We start from the raw sequence: 14,815 nt of genomic DNA, 5'->3' as shown, positions 1-14,815 counted from the left end.
GAAGTGGAAGGTGGTGCAGGAAACGTCAAAATGCCTGCATGGATGCGGGCGACCACAAGGGTCGCCCCTACAAGACGGGAGGGGATCGCACTCCCCCGCCGAGGGCGGCACCGCCCGCGTAGGGCCGTTCCTATATGGAAAATCAAAAAACGATCCTGCGGCAATCTGCATTCTTCCCGCAGGATACTTTTATTTTGATAGGAGTCAACAGGCTTTTTCGACAAGCCGACGCCCCGGACGACATGGTCCGGGGCGTTTTTGCCGCTGGTTATTCTTCGTCGGGCGTAGGTACGTCGATATCCTGTCCGCCCGGGTGGGTGGAGACGCGCTGGGGGCGGTTTTCCGTCACTTCGGGCAGAAGCTCGGGACCGGCCGCGGCGGCGGCGGCCTCCTCGGCCTGGAGGCCCTGGGGATCGGTAAAGACCCGCCGGAAGGTGTCGCCGTCCATGTTCTCATGGACCAGCAGATAGGCGGCCGTCAGCTCCAGCTGGGGACGCCACTGGGTCAGGATCTGGCGGCAGCGGGCGTAGGCCTCGTCGATGAGCCGCTTGACCTCCTCGTCGATAAGGGAGGCCACCTCTTCCGAGTAGCTTTTGGTCTGGGCCATGGACCGGCCGATAAAGACCTCGTCGTGGCCGGAGTCGAATACCACATTGCCCAGCCGGTCGCTCATGCCGTAGCGGGTAACCATGTTGCGGGCGATGGCGGTGGCCTTTTGCAGGTCGTTGCCCGCGCCGGTGGAGATATCCCCCAGCACCAGCTCCTCGGCGCACCGTCCGCCCAGACAGACGGCGATGCGGTCGTTGAGATACCGGCGGGACTGGAAGGAGAGGTCCTCCTGGGGCAGGGCGATGGTCATACCGCCCGCCGCGCCCCGGGGGATGATGGTGATCTGATGGACCGGGTCCTGGGTGTCCAGGGCCTGAATGACCAGGGCGTGTCCGGCCTCGTGATAGGCGGTGAGCTTGCGCTCCCGCTCGATGACCACCCGGCTCTTTTTCTCCGGTCCGGCCACCACCTTGAGCACCGCGTCCTGAAGGTCGGCCATGGTGATAAAGCGCTGCTTGCGCCGGGCGGCCAGCAGCGCCGCCTCATTCATCAGATTTTCCAGGTCCGCGCCGGTAAAGCCGCCGGTGCCCTGGGCCAGCTTGCTCAGGGACACGTCCTCGGCCAGGGGCTTGTTGCGGGCGTGGACCTGCAAGATCTCCTCCCGGCCCTTCACGTCGGGGGGACCTACGTAGACCTGCCGGTCAAACCGTCCCGGGCGGAGGAGCGCCGGGTCCAGAATGTCCTGCCGGTTGGTGGCGGCCAGCACCACAACCCCTTCGTTGTTGCTGAAACCGTCCATCTCCACCAGCAGCTGGTTAAGGGTCTGCTCCCGTTCGTCGTGACCGCCGCCCAGACCGGCGCCGCGCTGGCGGCCCACCGCGTCGATCTCGTCGATAAAAACGATGGCCGGGGCGTTGCTTTTGGCCTGGTCGAAGAGGTCCCGGACCCGGGAGGCGCCCACGCCCACATAGAGCTCCACAAAGTCGGAGCCGGAGATGGAGAGGAACTGGACCCCCGCCTCGCCGGCCACGGCCTTGGCCAGCAGGGTCTTGCCGGTGCCCGGCGGGCCCACCAGCAGCACGCCCTTGGGGATGCGGGCCCCCAGGTCCAGAAAGCGCTGGGGGTTTTGGAGAAAGTCCACGATCTCCCGCAGCTCCTCTTTTTCCTCCTGAGCGCCGGCCACGTCGGAAAAGGTGACCCGGCGGCCCTTCTGCTCGGTCTGGACCCGGGCCCGCCCGAAGCGGGAGGGACTGGCGGAGCCGCCGTTGCTGGCGTTGATGGCGTTTTGCCGCAGATAGAGGAAGTAGAAGAGCAGACCGATCACCGCCACCACCGCCACCCACGGCAGGGCGGAGAGGAGGATGGCGGCCTGGAAGCCGGTGGGATAGTCGTATTTGCTGATAATACCCGCCCGCCACTGGTTGACGATCAGGTCGTTGAAGTCCTGATAAAAGACCCAGAAGTTGGGCAGGGTGTAGGTAAGGCTGCCGGAGCCGTAGTCCGAATCGGGCTGGAGGGTCAGGGTGACCTGATTGTCCTTTACCACCACCTGGGAGACCTGCTGCTGCTCCAGCAGCAGACGAATCTCCGAATAGGAGGGGTCCGGCCGCTGATTGAGCCCGTTGAGGGCGAAGATCACCGCCAGCAGGGCCAGTACGATGAGAAGGGAAAAGCCGATGTCTCGTATGCTGGTTCGTTTCAAGCTAGGAACACTCCCCCCGGCGTCCGCCAGAGGGGGACGCGCTTACTGGTTTTCTTCATTCGCCGCCGTATACCTGGGGCTTGAGCACGCCGATATAGGGCAGATTGCGGTAGCGCTCGTCGTAGTCCAGGCCGTAGCCCACCACGAACTCGTCCGGGATGGTGAAGCCGGAATACTGGACCGCCACCGGCTTGGTGCGCCGTTCCGGCTTATCCAGGAGGGTGCACAGCCGGATGGAGGCGGGATGGCGGGCCTCCAGCAGCCGGAGCAGGTAGGAGAGGGTGTTGCCGCTGTCCAGGATGTCCTCCACCACGATGACGTTCTTCCCCTCGATGTTTTCCGACAGATCCTTGACGATCTTTACCTGGCCGGAGGAGGTGGTGCCGCTGCCGTAGGAGGAGACCGCCATAAAATCCACCGTACAGGGAATGGTAATCTGCCGCACCAGGTCGGCCATAAAGATGAAGGAGCCCCGGAGCACGCTGACCAGCAGGGGTTCCTTGCCGGCGTAATCCTTGTCGATCCGGGCGGCGATCTCCGCCACCCGCTGGGCAAGCTGTTCCTCGCTGAAGAGGACGTGGTCGATGTCTTGTTCCAATACTCTCATAATCCCGTTTCCTTTCTCTTGAGCGATTTGCGCCAGGTAAGCAGAGTCTCACCCGGCACGAATTCCAGTCGATAGGCCCATTCGCCGGGCCGGGCCAGACGGTCCTGCGCCGGTCCGAAGCCCGCCAGCGCCGCCACGCCCCCGTCGTCGGCCACTACCGGCAGCCGTTCCCGCAGATGGCGGGGGATGCGCCGGTCGATGAGCAGCTTTTTGACCGTCCGGGTCCGCCCGCCGGGCAGACACAGGGCGTCGCCGGTCTGTCTGGGGCGGAGCATGGGGGTCCCCGCAAAGGGGGTCAGATACCACACCCCCGGTTCCGGCGCTCCGGGACACCGGGCGGGGACACACCGGCAGCCGTATAAGCTGCCCTCCGGCCAGGTCTCGCCGTCCAGGGCCAGAGGCGTGGGGGTGAGGGATGCGGATGCCGCGAAGGTAAAGAGCAGTGACCCGTATACCCGCCGTACCGTCAGTCCGCCGGGCAGCTCCACACTGCCCGAGGGCCGGGCGCTCCGGGCCAGGTCCACGATGGCCTCCAGGTGGCGGGCCGTACAGGTGTCGTCCCCGTCCCTGACCTTGCCCAGAACCAGCCGGGCGCCCCGGACAGCCAGGGCCTGAGGCAGGGAGGCCAGCGCTTCCGCCGGCAAAAGCAGCCCCTCCGGGCTCTGCCGTACCTGACGGAGGAGCGGATAGGCCTGGGCGTTGAGGTAGTCGTGGTCGGCCCGCAGCACGGCGGCGGTGTGGGTCATCCGGTCCACAAAGCCGGGGTTATAGCCCTCCAAAAGGGGGAGCAGCTGGTGGCGCACCCGGTTGCGGGCGTAAGCGTCGTCGGCGTTGCTCTCGTCCTCCACGTGGGGGAGACCGTAGAGCGCCAGATACTGTTCCACGGTGGCCCGGGTGGTGGTGAGTATGGGGCGGATCAGGTTGCCCCGCCGGGGCGGGATGCCGCACAGCCCCCCCAGACCGCTGCCCCGGATCAGGTGGAGCAGGATGGTCTCGGCGTTGTCGTCGGCGGTGTGGGCGGTGGCGATGACGTCGGCCCCGATTTTTTGGGCGGTTTCCTGCAAGAAGGCGTAGCGCATGGCCCGGGCGGTCTCTTCGATGCCGGCTTTTCGGGCCTTGGCGGCCGCGGCCACGTCGCCCCGTCCCACGAAGAGAGGCACCGGCGGCAGCACCGTGCCGTCGGTATGAACCTCCTCTCCGCACCATCCCTCCACAAACCGGGCCACAAAGGCGGCGTCCCGTTGGGAGGTGGGGCGGAGCCCATGGTCATAGTGGGCGGCGGCCAGGTGAAAGCCCAGTATCCCCCGCAGCAGGGTGAGCCGGTGGAGGAGATAGATGGAGTCCGCCCCGCCGGACACGGCGCACAACACCGTGGAGCCGGGGAGGAGCATCCCGTATTCCGCCGCCAGGGTGTTGAGCTGGGAAAAATCAGGTGTGGACATGGCTCAATACTCCTCGTGCCGCCGCTCGATGGAGGAGAAGGTGGTGTACTCGGGGAGCCACTGGAGCTCCACGGTGCCCGTCTCGCCGTGGCGGTTTTTGGCGATGATGCACTCGGCCAGGTTGTGGTTTTCGCTGTCCTCGTTGTAGTAGTCGTCCCGGTAGAGGAACATGACGATGTCGGCGTCCTGCTCGATGGCGCCCGATTCCCGCAGGTCGGAGAGCATGGGGCGCTTGTTCTGCCGGCCCTCCGGTCCGCGGGACAGCTGGGAGAGGCACACCACCGGCACATTGAGCTCCTTGGCCATGATCTTCAGCGCCCGGGAGATGTCGGACACCACCTGCTGGCGGTTGTCGCCGCTTCTCTGAGGCCCGCCGGCGGAGGTCATGAGCTGGAGGTAGTCTATGACCACCAGTCCCAGATTATCCACCCGGCGGCATTTGGCGTTCATGTCGGCCACGCTGAGAGAGGGGTTGTCGTCAATGAGGATCTGAGTCTTGTTGAGGGCGGCGGAGGCGGCGGCGATGCGCTCCCAGTCCTCATCCCCCAGCTTGCCGGTGACCAATTTCTTGTTGTCCACAAAGGACTCGCCGGAGATGAGGCGCATGGCCAGCTGTTCCCGGCTCATTTCCAGAGAGAAGAACACCACCGCCTTGCCGGAGAATTTGCCGGCGTGGAGGAGGATGTTGAGGGCCATGGAGGTCTTGCCCATGCCGGGCCGGGCGGCCAGCAGAATGAGGTCGGACTTGTTCAGGCCGGAGATGGCCATATCCACGTCGGGCAGGCCGGTGGACAGGCCGGGCACGGCGGAGTCGCTGGCGGCCAGCTCGGCCAGCCGGTCGTAAACCCCCAGAATGACGGTGGAGATGTGCTCCAGTCCCTGGGCGGACCGGCCCTGCCGGATGGCATAGATCCGCTGCTCGGCGGCCTCCAGCACCTCCTGGGCGGTGCCGGAGCCCTCCCGCACCATGGCCGTCAGGTCGCCGGCGGTCTGGGCGATGCGCCGCAGAAGGGATTTGTCCTTTACGATGGCGATATATTCCTTGATATTGGCCGCGGTGGGGGTGATCTCCATGAGCTGGAGCAAATAGTTCCGGGAAGTAGCTTCGTCATAAACGCCGGCCTGCTTCATCTGATCCAGCACGGTGACCGGGTCGATGGTGAGGGAGTAGTTGAACATGGCGTAAATGGTCTCGTAGATCTCCCGGTTTTGCCGGAGATAGAAGTCCTCCGGCTTCAGGGCCTCGATGACGGCGGGCACACACCGGGCGTCGATGAGCATGGAGCCCAATACGCTCTGCTCGGCCTCCACGCTGTGGGGCAACTGCCGCAGCAGCAGTTCTTCATCCATGATCGGGGACACCTCCTGAAAAATAGCCGGCTCCCCACCTGGGGGAGCCGAACGTGAGCCCCGGCTTACGCCTCGGTGACGGAGACACGGAGGATGCCGGTGACCTCATAACCCAGCTTGCACTTGAGCTCATAGGTGCCAAAGGCCTTGATGGGCTCCTCCTGGACGATCTTGGTCTTGGGGATGTTGATGGAAAACTGCTGGGCCAGGGCGTCGGAGATCTCCTTGGAGGTGACCGAGCCGAAGAGGCGGCCGCCGTTGCCCGCCTTGGCCTGGATGCGGACGATCAGGTCCTTGAGCCGCAGGGCGATGGCCTCCGCTTCGGCCTTCTCGGCGGCCTCCTGGGCCTTTTTGGCCTTTTCCTGCATCTTCATAGTATTGATGTTCTCGGCGGTGGCGGGGACGGCCAGCTTGCGGGGCAGGAGGAAATTGCGGGCGTAGCCGTCGCTGATCTCCACCATCTGGCCCTTCTTGCCCTGGCCCTTCACGTCCTGCTGTAAAATCACTTTCATGGGGTATCGTTCCTTTCTGTGGTTGGTCTTATTCTTCGTCAAAGTAGGCGTCTATGGCTTTGAGAAGCCGGTCGCCGACGGTATGGATATCGCCCGGGATCTGTCCGCCGGCGGCGGCGGCGTTGCCTCCGCCCCCCAGCTTTTCCAAAATCACCTGCACATTGGTGTCGCCGGTGCTGCGGCCCGAAATGATGACCCGCTCCCCGTCGGGGAAGAGGACAAAGGAGGCGTCGATGCCGGAGATGTTCAAAAGCTCGTCGGCGGCCTGGGCGGCGGTGACCCGTCCCACCGGATGGTCCAGAATGGCCACGGCGGTGCCGTCCCGGTAGAGCTTGGCGTCCTTGATGATGTCATAGCGGGCAATGACGCCGTTGAGGTCGCTCTGGAACAGCTTGCGCACGTCGCCGGTGTCGGCCCCCGCCCGGCGGAGGAAGGCCGCCGCCTCAAAGGTGCGGCTGCCGGTACGCATGGTGAATTGTTTGGTGTCCAGCACCATACCGGCCAGAAGGGCCTCGGCCTCGGTGCGCAGCAGATCGGCCGGCTCCAGCAGGTACTGCAAAAGCTCGGTGACCAGCTCGCTGGCGGAGGAGGCGTAGGGCTCGTGGAAGTTGAGGGCGGCGTCGGCGATGTAGGTCGCCGCCCGGCGGTGGTGGTCGATGACCGCCACCTTGTTGCACGAGAGGAGCAGATCCTCCGAAAGGGTCTGCTCCGGCCGGTTGGTGTCCACCACGATGAGGAGGGAGCGGGAGTCGGCCCGGATCATGGCGTCCTGAGGGGAGAGAAAGACGTCCTTATACTCCGGCAGAGCGGCCAGACGGTTGGTCATATCGTCGGCGGGGTTGGGGTTGGGGTCCCGGACGACGTACACCGGCACCTCTTTTTTGCGGGCGATGGCCACCGCGCCGGCCGCCGCGCCGATACAGTCCAGATCGGGGAATTTGTGACCCATAACGAACACATGGGAGGCGTCGGCCACCAGCTCGCCCAGGGCGTTGGCCATGACCCGGCTTTTGACCTTGGTGCGCTTTTCCATCTCCTTGGACCGGCCGCCGTAGAATTCAAAGTTGAATTTGTTCTTGATGACCACCTGGTCGCCGCCCCGGGACAGGGCCATTTCCACCGACAGGGAGGCGTACTGGAACAGCTCCTGGAAGGAGTCGGCGTCCCGCCCCATACCGATGGACAAGGTGGCGGGGATGCCCTTGGGGTTGAGGATGGTGCGCACCTCGTCCAGCACGGAATATTTGCTCTCCTGGAACTGAGCCAGATACCGTTCCTCGAAGAGGAAGAGGTACCGGTCCCGGTCATACTTGCAGAAAAGGCCGCCGGCCGGCGCGGTCCACGCGCCGATTTTTTCCTCGATATCGCCTAAAATGGCGGATTTGGCGTTGTCCGGTACGCCCTTCATCAATTCCTCATAGTTGTCCAGGGTAAAGATGGCGCAGATGGGCCGGGAGGCGTAAAACTCATCCCGGGTGGTGGAGTAGTCGGTCACGTCCACCCAGTAGGTGGTGGCCAGGAAGCTGTCGGCCCCCCGCTCCTCGGTACGGACCAGATGACCGAACACCAAAAAGCGCCGTCCGGCCAGCAGGACCTCGTCGGGACACTCGGTCTTGCCCTCCATGAGCCAGCGGGTGGAAAAGCCGGGGACCGCGGCGGAGAGCTTGGTGTCAAAAAGGTGCTCGTGCTCGCCGGTGAGGCGAAGAAAGCGGTCGTTGGACCAGATGACCTCGTCGCTGTCCGGCCGGAAGATGACCATGGCCAAAGGCGCGTTGACCATGGTGTCCTTGGTGGCCATGTCCATATTGCAGGTGACGTTTTCGATGTATCCCAAAATCTCCTTGCGCCGCCGGGCGTTGGCGCGGCGGAAATAGAGGTAGAGGACCACCACGATCACGAATTCCGCCGCCGCAAGCACCTGGCTGAAAAAGGCGGAAGCCAGGGCAAACAGCAGTAAAAACGCAAAATAAAGCTGGAATCTAGGTTCCAACAGCCGTGACAGCTTTTTTTTTCGCATCTTGTCCGCTCCCATGTTCAAACTGGGCGCCTCCAGTGGGCGACTGGCGCCGCGCCCCATCGTCTGTACTGAATCGTCCCCATTATAGCACAACTTCCCCTTCTTCGGTAGTATAATTTCTATGCAGATTTCTCTTGCAGTGTCCTGTGGAGGCTGGTATAATTGGGGGGTAAAACTCCCACAGTAAATCGTTAAACTAAAGACCGCGAGGTGAGACCCGTCCCAGGACCGGCCGCGCCCACGGGGAAAGCGCCGCGGCCCCTGGACCGCGGGGATGCAATGACACGCTGCCGGGAGAAGCTGCTCTTTGCCGACGTCGCCAGACGCCAGGCGCATTTTTATTTTATGCAGGCAGGAGGTCTTTCCCCATGTATGAATTCCCCATCCAGCGCGCAGCCACCCTCAAGGACAAGCCCGACCCCAAGACCCTGGTCTTTGGCAAGGTCTTTACCGACCACATGTTTTTGCTCAACTACGACGCCGGGCAGGGCTGGCATGACGGCCGCATCGTCCCCTACGGCGATCTGAATCTGCCCCCCTCCGCCATGGTGTTCCACTATGCCCAGGAAGTCTTTGAGGGCATGAAGGCCTACCGTCGTCCCGACGGCAAGGTCCAGCTCTTCCGGCCCATGGACAACGTCCGCCGCCTCAACGACTCCTGCGAGCGGCTGTGCATTCCCCAGCTGCCCGAGGATCTGGCCCTGGAGGGCATCCGCGCTCTGGTAAAGGTGGAGCAGGACTGGGTCCCCAGCGAGCCGGGCACCTCCCTCTATATCCGCCCCTTCATCATCGCCACCGACGCCAGCCTGGGGGTCCACGCCTCCCACAGCTATCTCTTCTGCGTCATCTGCTGCCCCGTGGGCGCCTACTACGCCGAGGGCATCAACCCGGTGCGGATCTATGTGGAAAACGAGGACGTACGCGCCGTCCGGGGCGGCACCGGCTACACCAAGTGCGGCGGCAACTACGCCGCCTCCATCCGCGCCGGCGAGCGGGCCGAGGAGCAGGGCTATGCCCAGGTCCTGTGGCTGGACGGCGTGGAGCGCAAGTATATTGAGGAAGTGGGCTCCATGAACGTCATGTTCAAGGTGGACGGCGCCATCGTCACCCCTAAGCTTACCGGCTCCGTGCTGCCCGGCATCACCCGCCGGTCCTGCCTGCAGCTGCTGCGGGATTGGGGCTATCCGGTGGAGGAGCGGCTGGTCACCGCCCAGGAGCTCTTTGACGCGGCCGACGCCGGCAAGCTGGACGAGGCCTGGGGCACCGGCACCGCCGCGGTGGTCTCCCCCATCGGCGAGATGGGCTGGAACGAGCGCAAGGCGGAGGTCAACGGCGGCGTCATCGGCCCCGTGACCCAGAAGCTCTATGACACCCTGACCGGGATTCAGTGGGGCACCCAGCCCGATCCCTATGGCTGGACCATGCCTGTGGACTAACGGTTCCGCTGCCATTGATAGCGAAAAAGAGCCGGGGAGCGCGGAAGCGCTCCCCAGCTTTTTCTTGACGAAACAGAGAGAAGAGAGAGGGAACAACCATGGAAATCACACTTGAAGGGGTCCGCTACGACTACCGCACCAGCTACCAGGAGGAGCCCGGCGCACGGGAGAGCCTCAACGCCCTGATGGGTCCGGTGTTCGGACTGGATTTGGAGAGCTGGTACCGGGCGGGCCATTGGACCGACCGCTACCGCCCCTATACGCTCTTTCGGGACGGGGCGGCGGTGGCCAGTCTGGCGGTCACCCCCATGGACCTGCGGCTCATGGGCCGGGAACTCCACCTGGTGCAGCTGGGGGCCGTAACCAGCCGGAGCGACGCCCGGGGAAAGGGCCTGATTCATTTCCTGATGGCCCGGGCCATGGCCGACTGGAAGGACAAGTGCGGCGGTTTCTACCTCTATGCCACCCAGGAGACCCAGGACTTTTTCGGCCGCTTTGGCTTTGAAAAGCTGCGGGAAGTGCGCCACACCATGACCGTGGCCAGCGACGGACGGCGGCATCTCCGGCGGCGCCTCATTCCGGAGCTCTCCCAGGACAAATCCCTCATCCTCTCCCACTATCAGCGGGGCAATCCCTTTGCCCTGCTGACCTGGGAGCATAACCCGGGGCTGCTTTTCTTCTATCTGGGCGGTCCGCTGCGGGAGCACATCTACTATCTCAGTGACTTTGACGCGGTGGTGGTGGCCGAGTTTGAGGGCAGCACCATGCTGTGCCACGAGGTCCTGGGGGGCAGCGGCCACACATTGGCCGAGCTGTTGGGGGCCTTCGCCGGTCCGGAGATCGAAAAGGTCATTTTGGGCTTTACCCCCCGGGAAGGGGCCCAATGCTCGGTCCGGCCCCTGCGGGACAAGAGCGCCGTCCTCTGCGCTCAGGGCAAGGCGGTGGAGCTCTTCCACCGCTATCAACTGCGAATGCCCATTCTCTCTCACACCTGAGACTCATACATACCCCAAAAGCCCCCGGACCGACACCTCGCCGGCGGAGACGGTTTCCCGCGTGCCGTCAGGCCGGCGGACCACCAGCTGAAACTCCTCGTCGATGGCCTCCGCCACCCCCTCCCAGGGTCCGCCCGGAGCCAGCACCCGCACCGGCTGCCCCAGATTCACGCAGTCCCGGCGGTATTGCTCCAGATAGCGGTCTTTTTCCCGGGGGAAATCGGCGTTCATCTTGTCCAGGGCCCGGAGCAGCGCGGCGGCGATGTCGGCCCGGCGGGGCGTCCAGCCCAGCTCCTGGGCCAGGGAAGTGGCCACCTCCGCCACCTCGGGGCCGAAATCTTCCGGCGTTTGGCTGATGTTGATGCCGATGCCGGGCACCACATACTGGGACTGGGCGCTTTCGCCCTCCATGCCCAGCTCGGTCAGGATGCCGCACACCTTTTTCTTTCCCAAAATGATGTCGTTGGTCCACTTGATGCCGGGGCGGACGTGACACACCGCCTCGATGGCGTCGCACACCGCCACCCCGGTCCAGGCGGTGATCCACAAAAGCTCCCGCAGCTCCGCCTTGGGGCGGAGGAGCACCGAGCAGTAGATGCCCTTGCCTGCGGGGGAGAGAAAGACACGGCCCCGCCGGCCCCGGCCGCCGGTCTGACACTCGGCCAGGATGGCCAGACCCGCCGGCGCGCCTTCCACCGCCCGGCGCTTGACGGCGCTGTTGGTGGAGTCCACCTCCCCCAGACATACCAGCTCACGCCCGATGACACATCCCTTCAGCGCCCCCGCCAGCTCTCCCGCCGAGAGCCGGTCGGGGGCGTTTTGCAGCTGATAGCCCCGGTTGGGCGCAGAGGAGATCTCATAGTCCTCCTCCCGCAGGGCGGCAATGGCCTTCCACACCGCCGCCCGGCTCACCCCCAGCGTCCGGCTCATCTCCTCCCCGGACCGGGGCTCCTCCCGCTCCTTCAAAAGGGCCAATACCTCGTCTTTCAGCACAGTCCATCGACCTCCTTTTTCCTCCATTTTAGCCACCGGTCCAAAGATTGTCAACCAACGCGAAAAAAGGTTTACATTCTGCTGCCGTTGTGCTATTGTAAACCGAAAGTAATTAAAGGTTTACGATTGGAGGCTCTCTGTATGAAAACACGGAATCTGACCTACATCGGCATCATGGTGGCCCTCATCGCGGTCTGCGCCTGGATCACCATTCCCACGGTGGTGCCCTTTACCCTCCAGACCTTCGGCGTTTTTCTGGCCGTCGCCCTGCTGGGCGGCAAGCGGGGCACGCTGGCGGTGCTGGTCTATCTGCTGCTGGGCGCGGTGGGCGCGCCGGTCTTTGCCGGTTTCACCGGCGGGCCGGGCAAGCTGCTGGGCATGACCGGCGGCTACATTCTGGGCTTTTTGGTCCAGGCGGCGGTGATGTGGCTGGGTGAGCGGCTCATGGGCCGCAATACGGCGTCCTTTCTCCTCTTCGGCGTGCTGGGACTGGCGGCCTGCTACCTCTTCGGCTCGCTCTGGTACCTCTATCTCTATACCACCAGCAACGGCCCCATCGGCATCCTGGCCGTGCTGGGCCAGTGCGTGCTCCCCTTTCTCCCCATGGATCTTGTCAAGCTGGTGCTGGCGCTGCTGATCGGCAAGCGACTGGCCCGCCCGCTGGGCTACGCCTGGAACTGAGCGCATAAGCGCCGCCCCCCGCTCATATACATGGGACAAACCACGGAAAGGCGGGGATACCATGCCGTATGGCGAGCAGAAGCCGCGGAGCGAGGCGGCTCACCACATCCTTTTGGAGGAACGGGAAGCGCTGACCGTCTCCGGTGTGGAGGAGGTGGAGCGCTTCGACGAGGGGGAGATCGTGATGGATACCGTGCGGGGCACCCTGGTGGTCCGCGGGGAAGGGCTGCACATTGAGCAGCTGAGTCTGGACGGCGGAGACTTAAAAGTAGAGGGGACCATCGACGCGCTGAGCTACGAGGAACGGACGCAGGAGCGGGGAAGCCTGCTGTCCCGTCTGTTCCGCTGAGATGGGCTTCACCATAGGGCAGCAGGTGCTCTCTCTGGGGAGCGCGCTGCTGCTGGGGGTGGCGGTGGGCTTTCTTTATGACAGTCTGCGGGTGCTGCGCGGCCGTCTGCCCCTGCTGGGCGGCGCGCTGGACCTGCTGTTCTGGGCGGCGGTGACCTGCGCGCTCTTCTGCCATGCCCTCATCCGGGAGGGGGGCGTGGTGCGGATCTATATGGTGGCCGGCGTGTTCGGCGGGGCGTGGTGCTACTTTCGCCTGCTGAGCCCGCCGGTTTTCACGCTGGTCAGCCGTCTGGCCGACGGCGTGGCCGCCCTTCTGCGCCTTGTGACGCTGCCGGTGCGCCTGACGGCGCGGCTGTGTAAAAAAATAGGAGCAGCCGCAAAAAAAAGCTTCCATTATCGGCGGAAATGGTATAGAATAAATCTGCTCATGAGAGAAATGGATGATAGCTCCCAACAAAAGGGGCGCAGGGGAGGGAATACGGCGTATGAGGACAAAACGAGCCAGTTTGTTGACCAAGATCGTGGTTTTGGCCCTGCTGGTGGCGGCGGTGACGGCGGTTCTGGATCTTCAGGGCCAGATCGCGGCGGCGGAGGCCCAGAAGGCTGAGCTGGAAGCCCAGGTGGCCGCCCAGGAACAGACCAACGCCGACCTTCAGGACGCTGTGGACCACAGCGACGACCCCGAGCGGAAGGAGGACCTGGCCCGCTCCAAGCTGGGCTTGGCCGCGCCTGACGAGCAGATCATCATCTTCACGGACTGAGCAGGCGGCAGAGAAAGAGCCGCAAAATCAAGAAGGAGGATATTTCGGTCAATATGGAGTTTGGTGTTGGTTCGGTTCTGGAAGGAAAGGTCACAGGTATCACAAAATTCGGTGCATTCGTCTCGCTGCCGGAGAATAAGTCCGGCCTGGTGCATATCTCGGAGATCGCCTATTCCTATGTCAACGACGTAAAGGATTTTCTCAAGGAGGGACAGGAGGTCAAGGTCAAGGTCATCGGGATCGACGAGAACGGCCGTATCAATCTCTCCATCAAGAAGGCTATGGACCCCCCGCCCCGTCCCGCGGGACAGGGCCGCCCGGCGGGCGGTATGGGCGGACGCGCTCCCCGTCCCAATAACGGCGCCCGGAGCGGCAGCCAGGGCGGTTTCCGGCGTCAGGCGCCGGCGGAGCCCACGACCTTTGAAGACCGGCTCAAGCAGTTTATGCAGGCCTCGGACAGCAAGCTTTCCGAGCTGCACTATGTGGACAAGCGCAGCGGTTCCCGCCGCGGCGGCCGCAAGTAAACGATAAAGCAAAACAGGCTTCGCTGATTCAAAAGCGAAGCCTGTTTTTTGTTTTGTCGGAAAAGAAAGCCGGTCAGGGCAGGGTGGCCCAGGAGGAGGAGGCGTCGCCGGCGGCGTCGGCAATGGGAACCAGCGCGTCCGCCGGAAGCTCCACTCCTTGCCCGGCCAGGGCGGTTTGAACGTCGGTCAGGGTGCTCTCCCCCAGCTCTACCCACAGCCGGTCGGCGCTGGCGGTCATGCCGGCCACGCTCTGGCCGCTGACGGCGTTGCTGCCGCTGAGGAGAGTGGCGCTGTCGGTGACGATGGAGAGACGCACGTCCGGATAGGCCGCCAGGGCGGATTTCACCTGGGCGTAAAAGTCGGTGACCACCGTCTCAAACTGAGCGGCGTCGTAGGCGTCGCCCTTGCGGATATACTCCAGATGCCCGTCGGTGGGGTAGGCGCTGTTGTCCAGCAGGATCTCGTCAAAGCCCAGCCGGGCCAGCTCCACGCAGATGTCGGTAACATACTGCCGGGCGTCGGCGTTGGTGGGGCTGAGCCAGCGGTAGTCGCCGCCGTCCCGCCAGTTGTAGTTGCTGTTGGTCTTGATCCCCAGAGTGGGGACATAGTAGGGGACCTTGTTGTCCCGGAAGCAGGAAACCCGGGCCACGGTATAGAGGTCTCCCTCGTTGAGGGCCTGGATGTCGGCGTTGCGGGTCTCGCCGGAGCCGTTGGCGCCGCCCTGGGCGGCCAGCGTCAGACTGGAGACGTATTGCAGCACGCCGTCGTCCCCCTTCAGATCAAAGACGGCGGCGGAAGCGCCGGCGGCCTGGACCTGCTGGGCGGCGGTACCGTCGGTCAGGGCGCTGGCCGGCAGACCGGCGATCCGGACCGGGGCGGTGGGCTCCGGGGTAGGCG

The 14,815-nt window shown here is 64.2% G+C and carries 15 protein-coding genes; 7 read left to right on the top strand and 8 right to left on the bottom strand.

Translation table 11 applies throughout. The features are described from left to right. Nucleotides 1-268 precede the first annotated feature (268 nt). From ftsH to H7U37_RS12860, 6 genes are all read right to left on the bottom strand, one after another. The gene (gene ftsH / locus H7U37_RS12885) at nucleotides 269-2,251 is read right to left on the bottom strand and encodes an ATP-dependent zinc metalloprotease FtsH (protein WP_243414326.1); all 1,983 of its coding nucleotides are present in this window, start codon (nucleotides 2,249-2,251) and stop codon (nucleotides 269-271) included. Between the two features lie 55 nt (nucleotides 2,252-2,306). Next, the gene (gene hpt / locus H7U37_RS12880; RefSeq protein WP_204876285.1) at nucleotides 2,307-2,858 is read right to left on the bottom strand and encodes a hypoxanthine phosphoribosyltransferase; all 552 of its coding nucleotides are present in this window, start codon (nucleotides 2,856-2,858) and stop codon (nucleotides 2,307-2,309) included. Then, entirely contained in the window at nucleotides 2,855-4,300 is a 1,446-nt protein-coding gene (gene tilS / locus H7U37_RS12875) for a tRNA lysidine(34) synthetase TilS (RefSeq protein WP_204876277.1), read from the bottom strand. The genes hpt and tilS overlap by 4 nt, the downstream gene beginning before the upstream one ends. Nucleotides 4,301-4,303: 3 nt before the next feature. Next, on the bottom strand, nucleotides 4,304-5,650 hold the full coding sequence (gene dnaB, locus H7U37_RS12870; protein ID WP_204876272.1) for a replicative DNA helicase: 1,347 nt from the start codon (nucleotides 5,648-5,650) through the stop codon (nucleotides 4,304-4,306). Nucleotides 5,651-5,715: 65 nt separating this feature from the next. Continuing rightward, nucleotides 5,716-6,162, bottom strand: coding sequence for a 50S ribosomal protein L9 (gene rplI / locus H7U37_RS12865; RefSeq protein ID WP_204876271.1), 447 nt, complete (start codon nucleotides 6,160-6,162; stop codon nucleotides 5,716-5,718). A 28-nt stretch (nucleotides 6,163-6,190) separates the two neighbouring features. Next, nucleotides 6,191-8,179: a DHH family phosphoesterase gene (locus H7U37_RS12860; RefSeq protein ID WP_204876269.1), complete on the bottom strand. Its 1,989-nt coding sequence runs from the start codon at nucleotides 8,177-8,179 to the stop codon at nucleotides 6,191-6,193. A 368-nt stretch (nucleotides 8,180-8,547) separates the two neighbouring features. On the opposite strand from H7U37_RS12860, the gene H7U37_RS12855 reads away from it, so the two are divergent. After that, nucleotides 8,548-9,615, top strand: a complete 1,068-nt coding sequence (locus tag H7U37_RS12855; RefSeq protein ID WP_204876267.1) for a branched-chain amino acid aminotransferase — start codon at nucleotides 8,548-8,550, stop codon at nucleotides 9,613-9,615. A 98-nt stretch (nucleotides 9,616-9,713) separates the two neighbouring features. Continuing rightward, nucleotides 9,714-10,610 (top strand): GNAT family N-acetyltransferase, encoded by an 897-nt coding sequence (locus tag H7U37_RS12850; protein ID WP_204876265.1) that lies wholly within the window; start codon nucleotides 9,714-9,716, stop codon nucleotides 10,608-10,610. Between the two features lie 3 nt (nucleotides 10,611-10,613). Here the strand turns inward: H7U37_RS12850 and H7U37_RS12845 are convergent, their stop codons facing one another. Then, complete coding sequence (locus tag H7U37_RS12845; RefSeq protein ID WP_204876263.1) at nucleotides 10,614-11,603, bottom strand: biotin--[acetyl-CoA-carboxylase] ligase; 990 nt, start codon at nucleotides 11,601-11,603, stop codon at nucleotides 10,614-10,616. 141 nt (nucleotides 11,604-11,744) lie between these two features. On the opposite strand from H7U37_RS12845, the gene H7U37_RS12840 reads away from it, so the two are divergent. From H7U37_RS12840 to H7U37_RS12825, 5 genes are all read left to right on the top strand, one after another. Next, nucleotides 11,745-12,284 (top strand): biotin transporter BioY, encoded by a 540-nt coding sequence (locus tag H7U37_RS12840; protein ID WP_204876261.1) that lies wholly within the window; start codon nucleotides 11,745-11,747, stop codon nucleotides 12,282-12,284. A gap of 61 nt (nucleotides 12,285-12,345) precedes the next feature. Further along, complete coding sequence (gene yabP, locus H7U37_RS12835) at nucleotides 12,346-12,633, top strand: sporulation protein YabP (RefSeq protein ID WP_204876259.1); 288 nt, start codon at nucleotides 12,346-12,348, stop codon at nucleotides 12,631-12,633. 1 nt (nucleotide 12,634) lies between these two features. Continuing rightward, on the top strand, nucleotides 12,635-13,240 hold the full coding sequence (gene yabQ, locus H7U37_RS15845) for a spore cortex biosynthesis protein YabQ (RefSeq protein WP_243413576.1): 606 nt from the start codon (nucleotides 12,635-12,637) through the stop codon (nucleotides 13,238-13,240). Continuing rightward, entirely contained in the window at nucleotides 13,140-13,394 is a 255-nt protein-coding gene (locus H7U37_RS12830) for an FtsB family cell division protein (RefSeq protein WP_243414325.1), read from the top strand. Before yabQ ends, H7U37_RS12830 begins: the two co-directional genes overlap by 101 nt. Nucleotides 13,395-13,447: 53 nt before the next feature. Continuing rightward, nucleotides 13,448-13,918 (top strand): S1 RNA-binding domain-containing protein, encoded by a 471-nt coding sequence (locus H7U37_RS12825; RefSeq protein ID WP_204876256.1) that lies wholly within the window; start codon nucleotides 13,448-13,450, stop codon nucleotides 13,916-13,918. Nucleotides 13,919-13,991: 73 nt separating this feature from the next. Here the strand turns inward: H7U37_RS12825 and H7U37_RS12820 are convergent. Then, nucleotides 13,992-14,815 (bottom strand): putative glycoside hydrolase (locus tag H7U37_RS12820; protein WP_204876254.1); only part of this gene is annotated, 824 nt, incomplete at its 5' end.

The organism is Pseudoflavonifractor phocaeensis (genome assembly GCF_016901735.1).
Lineage (GTDB): Bacteria > Bacillota > Clostridia > Oscillospirales > Oscillospiraceae > Pseudoflavonifractor_A.
Note: the sequence above shows the minus strand (reverse complement) of the source record. Positions and strands in the feature narration are given on the sequence as shown.